Annotated in this window: 18 protein-coding genes; 12 read left to right on the plus strand and 6 right to left on the minus strand. The window is 59.2% G+C overall.

Going from position 1 to position 18,517, the window contains the following annotated elements; translation table 11 throughout:
- The first annotated feature begins 74 nt into the window (after positions 1-74).
- From ACIQY3_RS22425 to ACIQY3_RS22435, 3 genes are all read left to right on the plus strand, one after another.
- Positions 75-1,235 (plus strand): ABC transporter ATP-binding protein, encoded by a 1,161-nt coding sequence (locus ACIQY3_RS22425; RefSeq protein WP_403023716.1) that lies wholly within the window; start codon positions 75-77, stop codon positions 1,233-1,235.
- Between the two features lie 192 nt (positions 1,236-1,427).
- On the plus strand, positions 1,428-2,774 hold the full coding sequence (locus ACIQY3_RS22430; RefSeq protein WP_403023719.1) for a carbohydrate porin: 1,347 nt from the start codon (positions 1,428-1,430) through the stop codon (positions 2,772-2,774).
- A gap of 115 nt (positions 2,775-2,889) precedes the next feature.
- Positions 2,890-3,744, plus strand: a complete 855-nt coding sequence (locus ACIQY3_RS22435; RefSeq protein ID WP_403023722.1) for a D-hexose-6-phosphate mutarotase — start codon at positions 2,890-2,892, stop codon at positions 3,742-3,744.
- A gap of 125 nt (positions 3,745-3,869) precedes the next feature.
- On the opposite strand, the gene ACIQY3_RS22440 is transcribed toward ACIQY3_RS22435, so the two are convergent.
- Positions 3,870-4,730 carry a MurR/RpiR family transcriptional regulator gene (locus ACIQY3_RS22440; protein ID WP_177331417.1) on the minus strand — a complete coding sequence of 287 codons (861 nt, stop codon included), beginning with the start codon at positions 4,728-4,730 and terminating at the stop codon, positions 3,870-3,872.
- 226 nt (positions 4,731-4,956) lie between these two features.
- On the opposite strand from ACIQY3_RS22440, the gene zwf reads away from it, so the two are divergent.
- The 4 genes from zwf (at position 4,957) to ACIQY3_RS22460 (ending at position 8,733) form a co-directional block, all read left to right on the plus strand.
- A complete protein-coding gene (gene zwf / locus ACIQY3_RS22445; RefSeq protein ID WP_403023725.1) occupies positions 4,957-6,426 on the plus strand; it encodes a glucose-6-phosphate dehydrogenase in 1,470 nt (489 codons plus the stop codon).
- On the plus strand, positions 6,413-7,126 hold the full coding sequence (pgl, locus tag ACIQY3_RS22450) for a 6-phosphogluconolactonase (protein WP_403023728.1): 714 nt from the start codon (positions 6,413-6,415) through the stop codon (positions 7,124-7,126). Before zwf ends, pgl begins: the two co-directional genes overlap by 14 nt.
- Positions 7,127-7,143: 17 nt before the next feature.
- Complete coding sequence (locus tag ACIQY3_RS22455; protein WP_054044913.1) at positions 7,144-7,809, plus strand: bifunctional 4-hydroxy-2-oxoglutarate aldolase/2-dehydro-3-deoxy-phosphogluconate aldolase; 666 nt, start codon at positions 7,144-7,146, stop codon at positions 7,807-7,809.
- Between the two features lie 201 nt (positions 7,810-8,010).
- Complete coding sequence (locus ACIQY3_RS22460) at positions 8,011-8,733, plus strand: intradiol ring-cleavage dioxygenase (RefSeq protein WP_403023732.1); 723 nt, start codon at positions 8,011-8,013, stop codon at positions 8,731-8,733.
- A gap of 1 nt (position 8,734) precedes the next feature.
- Here ACIQY3_RS22460 and ACIQY3_RS22465 read toward each other — a convergent pair whose 3' ends face one another.
- Together ACIQY3_RS22465 and ACIQY3_RS22470 are read right to left on the minus strand one after the other, a co-directional pair.
- Positions 8,735-9,916, minus strand: coding sequence for an aminotransferase class V-fold PLP-dependent enzyme (locus ACIQY3_RS22465; RefSeq protein ID WP_403023734.1), 1,182 nt, complete (start codon positions 9,914-9,916; stop codon positions 8,735-8,737).
- 16 nt (positions 9,917-9,932) lie between these two features.
- Positions 9,933-10,169, minus strand: coding sequence for a DUF3820 family protein (locus ACIQY3_RS22470; RefSeq protein ID WP_007949456.1), 237 nt, complete (start codon positions 10,167-10,169; stop codon positions 9,933-9,935).
- Between the two features lie 203 nt (positions 10,170-10,372).
- Here ACIQY3_RS22470 and ACIQY3_RS22475 point away from each other — a divergent pair, with 203 nt between their 5' ends.
- On the plus strand, positions 10,373-10,840 hold the full coding sequence (locus ACIQY3_RS22475; RefSeq protein ID WP_054044908.1) for a PA2169 family four-helix-bundle protein: 468 nt from the start codon (positions 10,373-10,375) through the stop codon (positions 10,838-10,840).
- 197 nt (positions 10,841-11,037) lie between these two features.
- On the opposite strand, the gene ACIQY3_RS22480 is transcribed toward ACIQY3_RS22475, so the two are convergent.
- Positions 11,038-11,508 carry a MaoC family dehydratase gene (locus ACIQY3_RS22480; protein ID WP_054044906.1) on the minus strand — a complete coding sequence of 157 codons (471 nt, stop codon included), beginning with the start codon at positions 11,506-11,508 and terminating at the stop codon, positions 11,038-11,040.
- A 43-nt stretch (positions 11,509-11,551) separates the two neighbouring features.
- Positions 11,552-12,496 (minus strand): lysophospholipase, encoded by a 945-nt coding sequence (locus ACIQY3_RS22485; RefSeq protein WP_403023741.1) that lies wholly within the window; start codon positions 12,494-12,496, stop codon positions 11,552-11,554.
- Between the two features lie 224 nt (positions 12,497-12,720).
- On the opposite strand from ACIQY3_RS22485, the gene fadD2 reads away from it, so the two are divergent.
- Together fadD2 and fadD1 are read left to right on the plus strand one after the other, a co-directional pair.
- Entirely contained in the window at positions 12,721-14,409 is a 1,689-nt protein-coding gene (gene fadD2 / locus ACIQY3_RS22490; protein ID WP_403023745.1) for a long-chain-fatty-acid--CoA ligase FadD2, read from the plus strand.
- Positions 14,410-14,764: 355 nt separating this feature from the next.
- Positions 14,765-16,456, plus strand: coding sequence for a long-chain-fatty-acid--CoA ligase FadD1 (gene fadD1 / locus ACIQY3_RS22495; RefSeq protein ID WP_403023748.1), 1,692 nt, complete (start codon positions 14,765-14,767; stop codon positions 16,454-16,456).
- 165 nt (positions 16,457-16,621) lie between these two features.
- Here the strand turns inward: fadD1 and ACIQY3_RS22500 are convergent, their stop codons facing one another.
- The gene (locus ACIQY3_RS22500) at positions 16,622-16,999 is read right to left on the minus strand and encodes a hypothetical protein (protein WP_046032015.1); all 378 of its coding nucleotides are present in this window, start codon (positions 16,997-16,999) and stop codon (positions 16,622-16,624) included.
- 200 nt (positions 17,000-17,199) lie between these two features.
- Between ACIQY3_RS22500 and ACIQY3_RS22505 the strand changes: the two genes are divergently transcribed.
- Both ACIQY3_RS22505 and ACIQY3_RS22510 read left to right on the plus strand, forming a co-directional pair.
- On the plus strand, positions 17,200-17,391 hold the full coding sequence (locus tag ACIQY3_RS22505) for a CsbD family protein (RefSeq protein ID WP_054044898.1): 192 nt from the start codon (positions 17,200-17,202) through the stop codon (positions 17,389-17,391).
- Positions 17,392-17,565: 174 nt separating this feature from the next.
- Positions 17,566-18,516, plus strand: coding sequence for a YihY/virulence factor BrkB family protein (locus tag ACIQY3_RS22510; RefSeq protein ID WP_403023751.1), 951 nt, complete (start codon positions 17,566-17,568; stop codon positions 18,514-18,516).
- Position 18,517 lies beyond the last annotated feature (1 nt).

The following is an 18,517-nucleotide window of genomic DNA, read 5'->3' on the forward strand; positions in this document are numbered from 1 at the left end:
TACATGCTTGTCGTTGTGGTCGCAGGCTAGTAGTTCGTGCGCGGGCTGACGGCCGGCGCAGTCAAGGGGTAATCATGGCTACGCTCGAACTTCGCAATGTAAACAAGACTTATGGCCCCGGCCTGCCGGACACCCTCAAGAACATCGAACTGTCGATCAAGGACGGTGAGTTCCTGATCCTGGTCGGACCTTCGGGTTGCGGCAAGTCCACCCTCATGAACTGCATCGCCGGCCTGGAAACCATCACCGGCGGCGCGATCATGATCGGTGACCAGGACGTCAGCGGCATGAGCCCGAAAGACCGTGACATCGCCATGGTGTTCCAGTCCTACGCGCTGTACCCGACCATGAGTGTGCGCGAGAACATCGCCTTCGGCTTGAAGATCCGCAAAATGCCTGCCGCCGATATCGAAGCGGAAGTGGCGCGGGTGGCCAAGCTGCTGCAGATCGAACATTTGCTCAATCGCAAACCCGGCCAGCTCTCCGGTGGTCAGCAACAGCGTGTGGCCATGGGCCGTGCCCTGGCGCGGCGGCCGAAGATTTACCTGTTCGACGAACCGCTGTCCAACCTCGACGCCAAACTGCGCGTCGAGATGCGCACCGAAATGAAACTGATGCACCAGCGCCTGAAAACCACCACGGTCTACGTGACCCACGACCAGATCGAAGCGATGACTCTGGGCGACAAAGTGGCGGTGATGAAGGACGGGATCATCCAGCAATTCGGCACGCCGAAAGACATCTACAACAACCCGGCCAACCTGTTCGTGGCGAGCTTCATCGGTTCGCCGCCGATGAACTTCATCCCCCTGCGCTTGCAGCGCAAGGACGGTCGTCTGGTGGCGCTGCTCGACAGCGGCCAGGCCCGTTGCGAATTGCCGATGGGCATGCAGGACGCCGGTCTGGAAGATCGCGAAGTGATCCTCGGCCTGCGCCCGGAACAGATCGTACTGGCGGGCAGCGAGCCGAATGGCTTGCCGACCATTCGTGCCGAAGTCCAGGTCACCGAACCGACCGGTCCCGACACCCTGGTGTTCGTCAACCTGAATGACACCAAGGTCTGCTGCCGCCTGGCGCCGGACGTTGCGCCGGGCGTGGGCGAAACCCTGACCCTGCAATTCGATCCGTCGAAAGTGCTGCTGTTCGATGCCAAGACCGGGGAACGCCTGGGGGTTGCGGGTGTGCCGAAGACCGAAGCATCGGTCGGCAACATCGCGCAATTCAAGGGCCGGTAAAGATCAAATGTGGGAGCGGGCTTGCTCGCGAAAGAGGTCTGACATTCAACACTGATGTCGACTGATACACCGCCTTCGCGAGCAAGCCCGCTCCCACAGGGGGAAATCCGCGACAGATGGGGACATCCGTCGCACGTGATGTAAACCGCGTTAGATAAAAACAGTTAATAACAATAAAACGAGGATGTAGGGATGAAGAAGAAGAACAACGCTCAGCTTATCTGCCAACTGTCAGCTGTTGCGGTGATGACGATGGCCGGTAGCGTTCACGCGGCTGACGCGTTCAGCGCCGATTCCCAGTGGATGACCGGTGATTGGGGCGGTGAGCGGACCAAGCTGATCGAGCAGGGTATCGACATCAAGATGGACTATGTCGGTGAAGTAGGCGGCAACCTCCACGGTGGCTACAACAACGACAAGACTGCACGTTACGCCGACCAGTTCGGTCTGGGCGTGGCGTTGGACCTGCAAAAACTGCTGGGCTGGGATAACACCCAGGCCAAGGTCCAGTTCACCAACCGTAACGGCGAAAACATCTCCAATGACCGCGTCGGCGATCCGCGTGCCGGCACCTTGAGTTCTTCGCAAGAAGTCTACGGTCGTGGCCACATGGTTCGTCTGACCCAGTTGTGGATCAAACACCAGTTCCTCGACGGCAAACTGGACGTCAAGGCCGGTTACTTCGGCGAAGGCGAAGACTTCAACACCTTCCCGTGCGAGTTCCAGAACCTGGCGTTCTGCGGTTCCCAAGTGGGTAACTGGGCTACCAACATCTGGTACAACTGGCCAGTCAGCCAGGCTGCACTGCGTGTGAAATACAACATCTCGCCTGAGTTCTACGCGCAGATCGGTGCGTACAACCAGAACCCGTCGCAACTGGAACACGGCAACGGCTTCAAACTCAGCGGCAGTGGTACAGCGGGCACCGTCATTCCGGTCGAACTGGTCTGGTTGCCTAACCCTAACAACCTGCCGGGCGAATACCGTGTCGGTTACTACAAAAGCACGGCCAAGGCTGATGACGTTCGTGAAGACATCAACGGTGATGACGCGGCCACCAGCGGCAACGCCTATCGCAGCCACAGCAGCAAGCACGGCTACTGGTTCGTTGCACAACAGCAACTCACCAGCCACAACGGTGATTCTTCCCGTGGTCTGAACGTTGCCGCCAACGCCACGTTCCACGACAAGGACACCAACGTCGTCGACAACTACCAGTCGCTGATGTTCGTGTACAAAGGCCCGTTCGATGCGCGTCCAAAAGATGACGTCGGTATCGGTGCCGCCCGTATCCATGTCAACGACGACGTGAAGAAAAACGCCGAGCTGATCAACGCTTCCAACGGTGTCAGCGACTACGCAGATCCACTGTTCGCGCCACTGCGCAGCACCGAATACAACTACGAAATCAACTACGGCTTCCACGTTACCAACTGGCTGACCGTGCGTCCTAACCTGCAATACATCACTCACCCGGGCGGTGTGGATGAAGTCGACAACGCTCTGGTCGCCGGTCTGAAAATTCAGTCGGTGTTCTAACGTTGTTGCGATAAGCTCCTCTCTATGTGCGCATATTTGCGGATGGCCAAGGCTATCCGCTTTTTTTTGGGGGCGGCGCACCCCGGGTAACACATGATTTTCAGGACCGTGGCACATGCATGAGCATCCGCTACAACGCTTCTTCAAATCCTTGCGCGAACGTCCGGTGTTTGCGTGGGAACGCTATCAGATGCGCGACGTGCTGGTGATCGATCATCCGCTGTGCCAGGCGGTGTTCAGTCGCCAGGGCGCGCAGTTGTTGCACTTTCAGCCTACGGGGCAGAAACCCTGGTTGTGGTGCGCGGCGAAGTGGCCGCACGTGGGGGCCATTCGTGGCGGCGTGCCGGTGTGCTGGCCGTGGTTTGGCCGTCACCCGAGCGAAAACGCCTGGCCGTCCCATGGCTGGGCGCGGCTGCTGGACTGGAAGTTGCTCGACAGCAGCACGGAAGACGATGGCGTGCGCTTGCACTGGCAACTTCAGCTATGTGACTGGACCGTCGACCTGCACGCCCACCTGGGCGAACGCATGGATTTGCGCCTGAGCACTGAGCACCAAGACAGCCTGCCATGCCAATTGAGCCAAGCGTTGCATGCCTATTGGCGTATTGGTGATGTGAGTGAGATAGCGCTGTCTGGGCTCGATGGAGCGCAGGGTTACGATCAGTTGAGTCGTCAGGTGTGTCAGCAGGAAGGCGAACTGCGGGTCGATGGCGGTTGTCAGCGGGTGTTCCAGCACGACGGCGAATTGCAGCTCAAGGACCACGCTTGGCAGCGGGAATTGTGTATCGATACTGGCGATGATGCGGACACGGTGGTCTGGCATCCGGGATCACGGCCGTTGCTGGGGGTGAGCTGGAATGAGGTGTTGGAATTTGTCTGCGTGGAAGCGGCGAGCGGCGGCACCGACAGCCGGAGCCTGGCACCGGGGGAGCGGGCGCATTTGAGTTTGCAGGCGCGGGTTGGGGTCTAGCTCAAGTCCTGTGGTGTTGCGGCTGGCGCTTTCGCGAGCAAGCCCGCTCCCACAGGGGAATGCATTCCAACTGTGGGAGCGGGCTTGCTCGCGAAGAGGCCGGAACAGCCAATGAAAATTTCGGGTTAATTAAACTCGTCACCCACCGGATACCGACTCGCATTCAAGCTCTCTTTGATCTTGCGCAAATGCGGCTGGAAATCCACCCCGCGACGCAAGGTCATGCCGGTTGCCAAAACGTCCAGCACCGTCAGCTGAATAATCCGCGAGGTCATCGGCATATAGATGTCGGTGTCTTCCGGCAGCGGAATGTTCAGGCTCAAGGTACTGGCCTTGGCCAATGGCGACCCTTCAGCGGTCAAACCGAGCACCGAAGCGCCGTTCTCCCGGGCGATGCGCGCCACTTCCACCAGTTCGCGAGTGCGGCCGGTGTAGGAAATGATCACGAACAACTCACCAGTGTGCGCCACCGAGGCAATCATCCGTTGCATCAGCACATCGGCATGGGCGGTAACGGCGAGGTTGAATCGGAAGAACTTGTGCTGCGCATCCAGCGCCACCGGGGCCGAGGCGCCGAGGCCGAAGAAGTGGATCTGCCGGGCCTGGATCAACAGATCGACGGCGCGGCTGATCAGGTTCGGGTCGAGGGCCTGGCACGCACTGTCCAGGGACGCGATGGCACTGCCGAAGATCTTCTGGGTGTAGGCTTCTGGATTGTCATCGGCCTCCACCGCACGGCTGACATACGCCGCGCCGCTGGCCAGGCTTTGGGCCAGTTGCAATTTCAGTTCCGGGTAACCGCTGACGCCGAATGAACGGCAGAAACGGTTGACCGTCGGCTCGCTGACCTTGGAGGCCTGGGCGAGGGCGGCGATGCTGAACCGGGTGGCCTGCTGTGGGTTGAGCAGGATCACTTCGGCGACTTTGCGTTCGGCCTTGTTCAGGTCTTCAAGGCGATTCTGGATTTGTTCCAGTAAATTTCGCACGCGGTCCATAGATGTTCCTTGAGTCAGCAGCGCAAAGATGCGCCCTGCTATGCAAAAAGGGCCTTTGATGCGGCCCGTAACGGTGGCCTATCCTACTGATGGCTCCGACCGACCACCACTCGGAATCTGTATTTTGCGAAAATGTTGTGGTTATTACTACATTTTCCCTTGAGTGATGCCTTGAAAAAAGGTATTTGTAGCTTAACTTGATAAAAGAACAAACATCATGCCTTCGATTACGGTTGAACCGTGCACCTTTGCCTTGTTCGGCGCCCTCGGCGACCTGGCCTTGCGCAAGCTGTTTCCTGCCCTCTATCAACTGGACGGCGCCGGCCTGCTGCACGAAGACTCGCGCATCATCGCCCTGGCCCGTGAACCCGGCAGCGAGCAGCAACACCTGGCGTTCATCGCCTCGGAATTGCGCCGCTATGTCGATGCCAAAGAGCTGGACGAAGCTGTGGTCGAACGCTTCCTCGCTCGGTTGAGCTACCTGCACGTCGACTTCCTCAAGTCTGAAGACTACGTCGCCCTGGCCGAACAGGCCGGCAGCGCCCAGCGCGTGATTGCCTACTTCGCCACGCCGGCCGCCGTTTACGGCGCGATCTGCGAGAACCTGTCGAAGGTTGGCCTGGCGGAAAACACCCGGGTGGTGCTGGAAAAACCCATCGGTTCAGACCTGGAATCCTCGCGCAAGGTCAACGACGCCGTGGCGCAGTTCTTCCCGGAGAACCGCACCTACCGCATCGACCACTATCTGGGCAAAGAAACCGTCCAGAACCTGATCGCCCTGCGTTTCGCCAACAGCTTGTTCGAAACCCAGTGGAACCAGAATTACATTTCCCACGTGGAAATCACCGTGGCCGAGAAGGTCGGGATCGAAGGCCGCTGGGGCTACTTCGACAAGGCCGGCCAGCTGCGGGACATGATCCAGAATCACCTGCTGCAACTGCTCTGCCTGATCGCCATGGACCCGCCGGCCGACCTGTCCGCCGACAGCATCCGTGACGAGAAAGTCAAAGTGCTCAAGGCCCTGGCGCCGATCAGCCCGGAAGGCCTGACTACCCAAGTGGTGCGCGGCCAGTACATCGCCGGCTACAGCGAAGGCAAACCGGTGCCGGGTTACCTGGAAGAACCGAATTCCAACACCCAGAGCGACACCGAAACCTTCGTTGCCCTGCGTGCCGATATCCGCAACTGGCGTTGGGCCGGCGTGCCGTTTTACCTGCGCACCGGCAAGCGCATGCCGCAGAAGTTGTCGCAGATCGTCATCCACTTCAAGGAGCCGTCGCACTACATCTTCGCGCCGGAGCAGCGCCTGCAAATCAGCAACAAGCTGATTATCCGCCTGCAACCGGACGAAGGCATCTCCCTGCGCGTGATGACCAAAGAACAAGGCCTGGACAAGGGCATGCAGCTGCGCAGCGGTCCGTTGCAGTTGAATTTTTCCGACACCTGGCGCAGCGCACGGATTCCCGATGCCTACGAGCGGTTGTTGCTGGAAGTAATGCGGGGCAATCAGAACCTGTTTGTCCGTAAAGATGAAATCGAAGCCGCGTGGAAGTGGTGTGACCAGTTGATCGCCGGGTGGAAAAAATCCGGTGATGCGCCCAAGCCGTACGCGGCCGGGTCCTGGGGACCAATGAGCTCCATTGCACTGATCACGCGGGACGGGAGGTCGTGGTATGGCGATATCTGAATTGAAACTGCCTCAGGGCGTCAGCGCCCATGAGTTCAAGAGCCCGGTGCTGTTGGCCGAAGGCCTGGCGCTGAATGTGGCCAAGCAACTTAGCGAGGCCATCGACGCACGCGGCACGGCGACGCTGGTGGTTTCCGGCGGCCGCAGTCCGGTGGCGTTCTTCCAGCACCTGGCCAAGCAGACGCTGGACTGGTCCAAGGTCGTCGTGACCCTGGCTGACGAGCGCTGGGTGCCGGTGGAACACGCCGACAGCAATGCCGGTTTGCTCAAGCGTTATTTGTTGCAAGGCCCGGCGGCCAAGGCGCAGTTCCTGAGCCTGTACAGCGCCACCGCCAACCTTGAGCTGGCGGCTGAGCAGGCTGATCGCCTGTTGGCAGAGTTGCCGCCAATCGACGTGCTGATTTTGGGCATGGGCGATGACGGTCACACCGCCTCGCTGTTCCCGAACAGCCCGAACCTGGCCGATGCCTTGAAAGCCGACGGCACACGCCGTTGCTACCCGATGCTGGCGCCGACCGTGCCGCATCAGCGCCTGACTATGAGCCGTGCGCTGTTGGCGTCGGCGAAGAACACCGTTCTATCGATTTCCGGTCAGTCCAAGCTGACTACTTTGAGTGCCGCATTGGCCGGTGACGATGTCGCCGCCATGCCGATTCGCGCGTTTCTGCAACCTACGTTAGAGATTTACTGGTGCCCATGAGCCAAGGATCAGCCGCTATGACAAACACATCCCCGACCGTTTCCATGGCGGACAAAGTTGCCCTGATCGACAGCCTCTGCGCCAAGGCGCGGATTTTGCCGGTGATCACCATCGCTCGCGAACAGGACGTGCTGCCACTGGCCGACGCCCTGGCCGCCGGTGGCCTGACAGCCCTGGAAGTGACCCTGCGTTCGCAGTTCGGCCTCAAAGCCATCCAGATCCTGCGCGAGCAGCGTCCGGAACTGGTGACCGGTGCCGGCACTGTGCTTGATCGCAGCATGCTCGCCGCCGCCGAAAGGGCCGGTTCGCAGTTCATCGTCACCCCGGGCATTACCCGTGACCTGCTTGAAGCCAGTGTCGACAGCCCGATCCCGCTGTTGCCCGGCATCAGCAATGCCTCCGGCATCATGGAAGGCTATGGCCTGGGCTATCGCCGCTTCAAGCTGTTCCCGGCGGAAGTCAGCGGCGGCGTTGCGGCGATCAAGGCGTTGGGCGGTCCGTTCGGCGAAGTGAAATTCTGTCCGACTGGCGGCGTGAGCCCGGCCAATATCAAAAGCTACATGGCGTTGAAAAACGTGATGTGCGTGGGCGGTAGCTGGATGCTTGATCCGGAGTGGATCAAGAACGGCGACTGGGCCCGCATTCAGGAATGCACTGCCGAGGCCCTGGCGCTGCTGGACTGATTGTTACCTGACACTTCGTTGTGTGTTCTACGGCTTTACGGTGCGCTTGGTCGGTGCACCGTTTTTTTTTGCCTGAAATAAACCCCTTGTGGGAGCGGCGGTGCGACGATTCCACATAAAAACACTCCCCGATACATAGTTACCGCATCCCGCCCGGCTTCTCTCTCTATCCTTGAATCATCTTATGGAAGAGAGAACCTCATGGATTACACCTCTGCTGTTCCCCGCGAAACCGTCTGCCTGCTCTCCCCGGAGCAAATCGCCGGCCCTTATTTCCGCAACCCGAAACTCATCCGCAGAAACATCAGCGAAGGCCAGGACGGCATTCCCCTGGTGTTGCGCCTGGCGATTGTCGATGCCATGACCGGCGAACCGGTCAGCGGTGCGCTGGTGGATATCTGGCATTGCAACGCCCGGGGCGCGTATTCGGGCTGGAGCCGGATCAATCCGGATCTTGAAGTCGCTACCGGTGACATTGGCGCGATTGCCCGTACCGATGACGACACCTACCTGCGCGGCGGGCAATTCAGCGACAGCAAGGGCATGGTGCGGTTTACCACGATCTATCCGGGCTTCTACGCCGGGCGTGCACTGCACATCCATGTGGCGGTGCGCATCACCGGCGGCAACAATTATCTGGAAGAGCGGCATGTCGCCTGGGTCGGGCAGCTGAATTTCCCTGAAGTCGCCTCCAGGTCAGTGCTTAGCGCCAGGGAATACACCGGGCGCACCGTGGCAACGCTGAGCAACAGTCAGGACCATTACTACGAGAGCATGGGCGGCGAAGCGTCGACCCTGACCGTTCACAGCATCGGTCGCGACACCACGGAGGACGGCTTCTTCGGACACATGACCATCGGCATCGACACCTTTGCGGTGTCGACCCAGATCAAGCCCGAGGACTTCGACAAGTACACCGTGTGAGTCAGCGCAGCTCGGTCAGTGCCCGGACCAGCAAGTCCATGTCTGCGGCGGTGGTGGTCAGCCCTGGCGTAATGCGGATGCACGGCCCGAACGACGCACCGCTGCGGGCCACGGTGAACAGGTTGTAGTCGCTGAGCAGCCGCTCGACCATCACGTGCTGATCTGCGTGGCGGGTAAAGCGCAACGAGGTGATGCCGCAATAGAGGCGGGGATCGTCCGGGGTCATGACTTCGATGCCCGGCAGGTCGCGCACGGCGTTGACCCAGCGGTTACGCAGGTAATTGAGCCGTGCGCCCTTGGCGGCGGAACCGCCCATGGACAGATGTTCCTCGAACACCAGTGGCAAGGTCATCAGCGCTGGAATGTTCGGCGTGCTGTAGGGCGTGCGGGAACGAATGTCGTTGATCGGGAAATGCATCTCGCCCATGTCCGGGTCGATATCGGCCAGGCGTTGCGGCGCGATGTAAATGAAACCCAGGGTCAGCGGAGCGCCGATCCATTTGTGCAGGTTGTAGCCGGCGAAGGCAATGCCCAACGTTTCCAGGTTGAAATCGATCTGGCCCAGGGCATGGGCGCCGTCGAGGATCACATCGACGCCGTGTTCCTTGGCGAGCGCGGCAATCGCCTGCACCGGCATCACCAGCCCGGAGCGGTGGGTGACGTGGGTCAGGGCCATCAGCTTGAGGCGTGGATAACGCACGAAGGCTTCGCGGTAGCTGGCGAGCAAACTGTCGTAAGTGGCCGGGTGCTGGTGGTCGATTTCGATCACTTCCACGCCACGATGACGGGCCAGCCAGCGCATGGCGCCCTTGACCGTGTCGTACTCCAGATCGCACAGCAGCACCTGATCGCCGGGCAGCAAGCGGTTGTAGTTGCGGATCAGCGCTTGCAGGCCATCCGAGGCGTTGCGGGTGAGGGCGACGGATTGCGCGCGCACGCCCATCATCTCGGCGAGTTGGGCACGAATATCCAGGCTTTCGACCTGTTCGAAGCGTTGGCGCACATGCACCGAGTTGCTGCGGTTGATCAGCTCGATATTGCGCTGGTATTCCTCGACCACCGTGCGCGACATGCGCCCGAAATAACCGTTCTCCAGATTGATGGGGCCAGGTTCGACAGAGTAACGATCGGCAAAGGTCTGCCAGAAAGTTTCATCACGGGCGCGGCGGGTGTTTTCGGGCATGGGCTACTCAGTCAATTCAGTGGCGGGGCGCAGGTTTGCCATGTTTGGCGCGCAGCGGTTCGAGCAGTTCCGATAAACCGTTGTGGTCGATTTCCTGCATCAGCGCGAGCAAACCGCCCAGTTCGCCGTGGGGGAAACCTTCCCGGGCGAACCAGTTCAGGTACTGGCCGGGCAAGTCGGCAATGATGCGGCCCTTGTATTTGCCGAAGGGCATTTCGCGGGTAATCAGCAGTTCGAGCTTTTCAGGATTCATCAGCCAGTCGTCTTGATTCAAACAGCCTCGAAAATACAGGCATTCTGCATGCAGGCCAAATGACAGATCATGCAAATAAAGCGGATACAGATATTGGCTATAAAACTAACTTGTTGAAAAATAAGGAGTAAATTCTCAATTCAAAGCTGGCATGCAGGCTGCAATAGTTATTGCATCTCTCATCAACCCGCGAGGAATTGAAAATGACCGACGTGAATAAAGAAGCCATCTCTGTACTCAACGACCTGATCGAAACCAGCAAAGACGGTCAGGAAGGGTTCAAGACCTGCGCTGAAGACATCAAGCATCCAGAACTGAAAACGCTGTTTGTGACCCGTTCTGCCGATTGCGCCACCGCCGCTGCCGAGCTTCAGTCTGCAGTCCGTTCCCTGGGCGGCGATCCGGAAACTTCCACCAGCGTCAGCGGTGATCTGCACCGTCGCTGGGTCGACGTGAAAGCGATGTTCACCGGCAAAGATGAAGAAGCCGTGCTGAACGAAGCTGAACGCGGTGAAGACCACGCGCTGAAAGCCTACAAGGAAGCGCTGGAAAAAATCACCAAGCACAACCTGGTAGGCATTCGTGACCTGGTTGAACGTCAGTACCACGGCGTGCAACGCAACCACGACCAGGTGAAAGCCCTGCGTAACCAGGCGCGTGCTCGCTCTTAAGCGCTCGTCGCGGTAACAAAAAACGCCAGTCTGACTGGCGTTTTTTTGTGCCCGGGATTCACTGCCAGGCAGAAGTTCGAGGTGAGGCCATTCGCGAGCAAGCCCGCTCCCACATCAGATCGTCAGCGGACACAGAGTTTGTGTTCACGAGATTCGATGTGGGAGCGGGCTTGCTCGCGAATGGCTCCGAAGGAGCATCAGCCGATGCTAATCGCTGGCAACACAGGCAACGTCACCGTCTGCTGCTTACGCGGCGCCAGAATCTCCGCCTCGCCATCCACGACCAACTCATCACGCTGGTTGAACACGCGAGTGGCAATCCGCACACGAAACTTCGGCAGCTTCTCGAGAATTTCCAGACGCACGGTCAGGGTGTCGCCGATTTTCACCGGTTTCTGGAAGCTCATCTGCTGACCGATATAAATGGTGCCCGGCCCAGGCAACTCGCACGCCACGGCGGCACTGATCAGCGCGCCGCTGAACATACCGTGGGCGATACGCTCCTTGAACATGGTGCCGGCAGCGAATTCAGCGTCCAGGTGCACCGGGTTGTGGTCGCCGGACATCGCGGCGAACAGCTGAATATCGCGCTCTTCCACAGTCTTGCTGTAACTGGCGGTCTGGCCGACTTCAAGGGCTTCGTAAGGGGTGTTGGTAACCTGGGTCATCTGTCTCAATTCCTGTGACGAATAAAAAAATCCACAAAAAAAACTATTCGGTTCTGGCCGGGCGGCGGTGGCTCAGCGCCTGGGCGATCCAGTTCAGTACGTCGGCGGTCACTTCATCGCGGTTGCTCTCATTGAACAGTTCGTGACGAGCCTGCGGGTAAATATTCAATTGCAGGTTCTGGCTGCCGGCCGTGCGTAGCGCATGGGCCAGATCTTTCAGACGCTTGCCTTCACTCACCGGATCACATTCGCCGCCCATGACCAGCAAGGGCAGGCCCGGATCGACTTGGGCGAGATTGGACGCTTTGCTGATTTGCTGCAAGCCGCCGAGCAAGTCGATCCACAGTTGATTGGTGCAGCGGAAGCCGCAAAGCGGGTCGTTGGCGTACAGATCGACCTCCGCCGGGTCGCGGCTCAGCCAGTCGAACTTTGTGCGCGCAGGCTTGAATGCCTTGTTGAACGAGCCGAATGACAGGAACTCGATCAGCGCGCTGCGTCCCTTCGGTCCCTGACGCAGCCGTTCAAGCCGGGCAATCTGCCGCGCCGCGCGATAAAGCGCCACGGGCTGGAAGTTCGAACCACTGAGAATCGCCCCGTGCAGGCTGGCGCTGTGGTGCAGCAGATAGGCCTGGGCGATGTAGCTGCCCATGCTGTGGCCCAACAATATGATCGGCATGCCGGGGTGTTGCTGGCCGATGTACTGGTTGAGGCTGGCGAGATCGCCGACAACCTTGCACCAGCCATCGTCATCGGCGAAATGCCCGAGTGTGCCGTTATCGGCAGTTTTGCCATGTCCACGCAAGTCCGGCGCATACACGCCGTAGCCTTGTTCGCAGAGTTTTTCCGCAAGCCGGGCGTAGCGACCGCTGTGCTCGGCCATGCCATGCGCCAGCAAAATCAAGGCTTTCAAAGGCGGGGCGGGCAGCCATTGGTTGACGAAGAGGCGGCTGTGATCACTCGCGGTCAGCCAGAAAGTGTCGTGGATCATGGCGATTCCTTTGCACGATGTGGTTGCATTGTATAGCGCATCCCACGCTTGCCGTCTGATCAGCCCACGCCACCCTAGGAAGATTCACACGATCTATGACGCTGTTGGCCGTATTTGCCTGATTCGCCATAACTGCTAGTGTCCGTGAAGCTCCGCTTTTCGCGTTTCGTTCTACAGAAATGACAGAAGTGGCCAAGGTGATTCAGGTAAAGAGGACAAGAACAATGCAACCTGATTTCTGGAATGACAAACGCCCGGCCGGCGTGCCCCTGGACATCGATCTTGGGGCCTACAAGTCGGTGATCGAGGTGTTCGAGCGTTCCTGCAAGAAATTCGCGGATCGCCCGGCCTTCAGCAACATGGGCGTGACCCTGACCTACGCCGAGCTTGAACGCTACAGCGCCGCGTTCGCCGGTTACCTGCAAGCCCACACCGACCTCGCGCCGGGGGATCGCATCGCGGTGCAGATGCCCAACGTCCTGCATTACCCGATTGCCGTGTTCGGCGCATTGCGCGCCGGGCTGATCGTGGTCAACACCAACCCGCTGTATACCCCGCGGGAAATGCGTCATCAGTTCAAGGATTCCGGTGCCCGGGCGCTGGTGTACCTGAACATGTTCGGGGCCAAGGTCCAGGAAGTGCTGGCCGACACCGACATCCAGTATCTGATCGAAGCGAAGATGGGCGACCTGATGCCCACCGCCAAGGGCTGGCTGGTCAATACGATGGTGAGCAAGGTCAAGAAAATGGTCCCGGACTATGCCTTGCCCCAGGCGATTTCCTTCAAGAGCGCACTGCGCCTGGGCCGGGGCCTGGGTATCAAGCCGCTGAAGGTCGGCCTCGACGACATCGCAGTGCTGCAATACACCGGCGGCACCACCGGCCTGGCCAAGGGCGCGATGCTGACTCACGGCAACCTGGTGGCGAACATGCAACAAGCGCGGGCGTGTCTGGGCCAGTTCGGCAGCGACGGCCAGCCATTGCTGCGCGAAGGCCAGGAAGTGATGGTCGCGCCGCTGCCGCTCTACCATATCTATGCGTTCACGGCGAACTGCATGTGCATGATGGTGACCGGCAACCACAACGTGCTGATCACCAATCCGCGGGACATCAAGGGCTTTATCAAGGAGCTGAAGAACTGGCGGTTCTCGGCGTTGCTGGGGCTCAACACGCTGTTCGTCGCGCTGATGGATCACCCGGACTTCAAGACCCTGGACTTCTCCAGCCTCAAGCTGACCAACTCCGGCGGCACAGCGCTGGTCAAGGCCACCGCCGAACGCTGGGAGCAGCTCACCGGTTGCCGCATCACCGAAGGCTACGGCCTGACCGAAACCTCGCCGGTGGCTTGCACCAACCCTTATGGCGACAAGTCGCGGATCGGCACGGTCGGCCTGCCGGTGCCGGGCACCACGCTGAAAGTCATCAATGACGAAGGCGTCGAGCAAGCGTTGGGCGAGCGGGGCGAGTTGTGCATCAAGGGCCCGCAGATCATGAAGGGCTACTGGAACAAACCCGAAGCCACCGCCGAAGTGCTGGATGCCGAGGGCTGGTTCAAATCGGGCGATATCGGAGTCATCGACCCGGACGGTTTCGTGCGTATCGTCGATCGTAAGAAAGACATGATCATCGTCTCGGGTTTCAACGTGTACCCCAACGAAATCGAAGACGTGGTCATGGCTCACCCGAAAGTCGCCAATTGCGCGGTGATCGGCGTGCCGGACGAGCGTTCGGGCGAGGCGGTGAAGTTGTTTGTGGTTGCCCGGGAATCCGGGGTCAGCCTTGAAGAGTTGAAGGCCTACTGCAAGGAAAACTTCACCGCGTACAAAGTGCCCAAGCACATTGTGTTGCGTGAGTCGTTGCCGATGACGCCGGTGGGCAAGATTCTGCGGCGGGAGTTGCGGGATATCGCGTAACGGTTGAATGGCCGCGCTTCGCGCGATCGCGAGCAAGCTCGCTCCCACAGGGTTGTCGGTGATTCTGTGGGAGCGAGCGTGCTCGCGATTTTTTTGGATAAGCCCCCGAATTCAGGGGCTTTCAGGGGTGTATAGAATCTTTGCTCTAAAATGACTGCTTGCTATTCTTGAGTCATCGAAGTGACTGTAGAGGCCGCTTTTGGCTCTAGTCGGCCCTTGGCAAAGCTGCTACTCTCGGCGCGCTTTTGTGACTTCTCGGCCTATATAAAAGCCAGACTCACCAATAAAAAACACACACCAATAATAATCGCATCAAATGCGGTGATGAATTCGCGTTGCTGAGGAGTGGGCTTCCATGATCGAAGACTTTTGGAAGGATAAGTACCCTGCCGGGATTGCTGCCGAGATCAATCCAGACGAGTATCCGAATATTCAGGCAGTGTTGAAGCAGTCCTGCCAACGCTTCGCCAACAAACCGGCATTCAGCAACCTGGGCAAGACAATCACCTACGGTGAACTGTACGAATTGTCCGGTGCCTTTGCCGCTTACCTGCAGCAGCATACCGACTTGCAGCCCGGTGATCGAATCGCCGTGCAGTTGCCAAACGTGTTGCAGTACCCGGTGGCCGTCTTCGGTGCGATCCGCGCCGGGCTGATCGTGGTCAACACCAACCCGCTGTACACCGCGCGGGAAATGGAACACCAATTCAACGACTCCGGTGCCAAAGCCCTGGTCTGCCTGGCCAACATGGCTCACCTGGCCCAGACCGTCGTGCCGAAAACCGGCGTCAAGCACGTGATCGTCACTGAAGTGGCCGACCTGCTGCCACCGCTCAAGCGCCTGCTGATCAACAGCGTCATCAAGTATGTGAAGAAGATGGTCCCGGCGTATCACTTGCCCAAGGCCGTCAAGTTCAACGACGTGCTGAGCAAGGGCCATGGCCAACCCGTGGCAGAAGCAAACCCGGACAGCGGCGATGTCGCGGTGCTGCAATACACCGGCGGCACCACCGGCGTGGCCAAGGGTGCGATGCTGACCCACCGCAACCTGGTCGCCAACATGCTGCAGTGCAAGGCGCTGATGGGTTCCAACCTCAATGAAGGTTGCGAGATCCTGATCACGCCGCTGCCGCTGTACCACATCTATGCCTTCACCTTTCATTGCATGGCGATGATGCTGATCGGCAACCACAACATCCTGATCAGCAACCCGCGCGACCTGACCGCGATGGTCAAGGAACTGTCGAAGTGGAAGTTCAGCGGTTTTGTGGGCCTGAACACGCTGTTCGTGGCGCTGTGCAACAACGAAGCGTTCCGCAAGCTGGATTTCTCGGCGCTGAAAGTCACCCTGTCCGGCGGCATGGCCCTGCAACTGGCCGCGGCCGAGCGCTGGAAAGCGGTCACCGGTTGCGGCATCTGCGAAGGTTACGGCATGACCGAAACCAGCCCGGTGGCCACGGTCAACCCGATCCAGCACATCCAGATCGGCACCATCGGGATTCCGGTGCCTTCAACTCTGTGCAAAGTCATCGACGATGCCGGCGTTGAACAGCCGCTGGGCGAAATCGGTGAGTTGTGCGTGAAAGGTCCGCAAGTCATGAAGGGTTACTGGCAGCGCCAGGATGCCACCGATGAAATGCTCGACAGCGAAGGCTGGTTGAAGACCGGTGACATCGCGCTGATCCAGCCGGATGGCTACATGCGCATTGTCGATCGCAAGAAAGACATGATCCTGGTCTCCGGTTTCAACGTGTACCCGAACGAACTCGAAGACGTGCTCGCGACCCTGCCGGGCGTGCTGCAATGCGCGGCCATTGGCGTACCGGACGAGAAGTCGGGCGAGGCGATCAAGATCTTCATCGTCGCCAAGCCGGGCGTGACCCTGACCAAGGAACAGGTGATGGAGCACATGCGCGCCAACGTCACCGGCTACAAAGTCCCGCGTTCCGTGGAATTCCGCGATGCGCTGCCGACCACCAACGTCGGCAAGATCCTGCGCCGCGAATTGCGCGACGAAGAGCTGAAGAAGCTGGGCGTGAAGAAATAAGCCCCGCTTGAAACACAAAAGCCCCGCAGCGATGCGGGGCTTTTTGTTGTTTTGTGATCGTTCCCACGCTCTGCGTGGGAATGCAGCCCGGGACGCTCCGCGTCCCAGAAGCGGACGCAGAGCGTCCATTGAGGCATTCCCACGCAGAGCGTGGGAACGATCGACTTAGAGGCGGAACGGCGCGAAGTTGACGTTGGTGCCCGCCGGGCGCATGTCCTGCAGGTACGAGTCCTTGTCGGCGCTCAATTCCAGGCTCAGGGCCGCTTTGCGCTTGCCTTCGTTGCGCACCACCAGGCCTTCGAGTTTTTCCCGCAGGAACACCGTTGGCACTTTCAGGTGCAGCAGTTCGTCGGTGTCCGGCGTGTGCATCAGCAGGTGAACCCACTCGTACTGACCAACGGCCAGGCGCGCCACCGGGATGTCGAACCACCAGATGTTGCGGTTGCGGTTCAATTCGGTGAAATGGCAGTTGTTGACGCCAAGCACAGCACCGCCGAGTTCCTGGTTTCTGCGGGCAATGGCCTGCTTTTTATCGAGTTTCATAACATTCCTACGGGATTGGATCTTCAGCGCCATGGCCTGAATACGTTGCGCATTCTCGGGGGTTGGACGGCAAACATAAAGCCCAACCTTTAATCGGCGATGAAATGTCGCAGTGAAAATAAATGAAACTCCCCGCAAACGCCTCCGGTCAATCTTTGTGTAACGACTTTCCCCGTTGAATTGTTCACAGGAGAAACACCATGAGCAGCACTGGCGATAAAGTTAAAGGCATGGCAAACGAAGCGGTCGGCAACGTCAAGCAAGGCGTCGGCAAGGCCACTGACAACACCAAACTGGAAGTAGAAGGCAAAGTGCAGGAAAAGAAAGGCGAAGCCCAGCAAGCCGTGGGTAAAGCCAAGGACGCGGTCAAGAAAGCGGTCGATAAGTCCTGACGTGTCCGCCCCTTCAGGCACACTGAAACGGCCATCCGCGGATGGCCGTTTTTCTGTCAGCCATACCGGTTAAATAACGAAATTGTTTCAAAGTCGCCAAGTAGGCTACTTTGATGTAGAAAACGGCCCCTGAGTCGCCCGACTTCAACCCTTTTGCGGCGAAAGGAGACGCTAATGATTTTCCCGAACATGAAAGGTCTGCCCATCCATCGCGTGATGGTGCGCACGGTCACCGAGTTCATCGATGACGAGATGTCGACCTATGCCTCGGCGTTGGCCTATCAAATGCTGTTCTCGCTGTTCCCCTTCATCCTGTTCCTGATTGCCCTGATCGGTTTCCTGCACCTGCCGGACTTCTTCTCCTGGCTGCGCCTGCAATCGGAACTGGTGTTGCCGCCCCAGGCCCTGGAACAAGTGAACCCGGTGATCGATCAGCTTCAGCAGTCCAAGGGTGGTTTGCTCTCGATCGGTATCGTCATCGCCCTGTACACCGCGTCGGCCGGCGTGCGGCTGATGATGAGCGCGATGAACGCCGCCTACGACGTAGTCGAAGGCCGGCCGGTGTGGAAGCGTTTTCCGCTGTCGATTTTCTACACCATCGGCATTGCCGGCATGCTGCTGGCCGCTGCCGCGCTGATGGTGCTCGGGCCCCAAGTGATGGGCTGGATTGCCGCGCAGGTCGGCCTCGAAGACTTCATCGTCACGGTCTGGACCATCGCGCGCTGGCCGGTGATCGTGATTCTGATGATGGTGGCGGTGGCGTTGATCTATTACGTCATGCCCGACGTGCGCCAGGAGTTTCGCTTCATCACCCCGGGCTCGGTGCTGGCGGTGGTGGTGTGGATCATTGCGTCGTTGGGTTTCGCGTTTTACGTCAAGACCTTCACCAACTACAACGCCATGTATGGCAGTATCGGCGCGATCATCGTGCTGTTGCTGTACTTCTACATTTCCGCCGCGGTGCTGTTGCTCGGCGCGGAGATGAATGCGGTGATCGAGCACATGTCGACCGAAGGCAAGGACCCTGGCGAAAAGGTCCCCGGCGAGCACGACCACGAAACCAAACACCACGTATCGGGACTGGGACGGGACCACTCGCTCAAGCCGAACACTGACGAAGCCTGAA

Source organism: Pseudomonas sp. NPDC096950 (genome assembly GCF_044762525.1).
Taxonomy (GTDB): Bacteria; Pseudomonadota; Gammaproteobacteria; order Pseudomonadales; family Pseudomonadaceae; genus Aquipseudomonas.

Bases quoted from the DNA above. Each gene is read 5' to 3' on its own strand.
- ACIQY3_RS22425 (WP_403023716.1), top strand. From the start codon at position 75: ATGGCTACGCTCGAACTTCGCAATGTAAACAAGACTTATGGCCCCGGC.
- ACIQY3_RS22430 (WP_403023719.1), top strand. From the start codon at position 1,428: ATGAAGAAGAAGAACAACGCTCAGCTTATCTGCCAACTGTCAGCTGTT.
- ACIQY3_RS22435 (WP_403023722.1), top strand. From the start codon at position 2,890: ATGCATGAGCATCCGCTACAACGCTTCTTCAAATCCTTGCGCGAACGT.
- zwf (WP_403023725.1), top strand. From the start codon at position 4,957: ATGCCTTCGATTACGGTTGAACCGTGCACCTTTGCCTTGTTCGGCGCC.
- pgl (WP_403023728.1), top strand. From the start codon at position 6,413: ATGGCGATATCTGAATTGAAACTGCCTCAGGGCGTCAGCGCCCATGAG.
- ACIQY3_RS22455 (WP_054044913.1), top strand. From the start codon at position 7,144: ATGACAAACACATCCCCGACCGTTTCCATGGCGGACAAAGTTGCCCTG.
- ACIQY3_RS22460 (WP_403023732.1), top strand. From the start codon at position 8,011: ATGGATTACACCTCTGCTGTTCCCCGCGAAACCGTCTGCCTGCTCTCC.
- ACIQY3_RS22465 (WP_403023734.1), bottom strand. From the start codon at position 9,916: ATGCCCGAAAACACCCGCCGCGCCCGTGATGAAACTTTCTGGCAGACC.
- ACIQY3_RS22470 (WP_007949456.1), bottom strand. From the start codon at position 10,169: ATGAATCCTGAAAAGCTCGAACTGCTGATTACCCGCGAAATGCCCTTC.
- ACIQY3_RS22475 (WP_054044908.1), top strand. From the start codon at position 10,373: ATGACCGACGTGAATAAAGAAGCCATCTCTGTACTCAACGACCTGATC.
- ACIQY3_RS22480 (WP_054044906.1), bottom strand. From the start codon at position 11,508: ATGACCCAGGTTACCAACACCCCTTACGAAGCCCTTGAAGTCGGCCAG.
- ACIQY3_RS22485 (WP_403023741.1), bottom strand. From the start codon at position 12,496: ATGATCCACGACACTTTCTGGCTGACCGCGAGTGATCACAGCCGCCTC.
- fadD2 (WP_403023745.1), top strand. From the start codon at position 12,721: ATGCAACCTGATTTCTGGAATGACAAACGCCCGGCCGGCGTGCCCCTG.
- fadD1 (WP_403023748.1), top strand. From the start codon at position 14,765: ATGATCGAAGACTTTTGGAAGGATAAGTACCCTGCCGGGATTGCTGCC.
- ACIQY3_RS22500 (WP_046032015.1), bottom strand. From the start codon at position 16,999: ATGAAACTCGATAAAAAGCAGGCCATTGCCCGCAGAAACCAGGAACTC.
- ACIQY3_RS22505 (WP_054044898.1), top strand. From the start codon at position 17,200: ATGAGCAGCACTGGCGATAAAGTTAAAGGCATGGCAAACGAAGCGGTC.
- ACIQY3_RS22510 (WP_403023751.1), top strand. From the start codon at position 17,566: ATGATTTTCCCGAACATGAAAGGTCTGCCCATCCATCGCGTGATGGTG.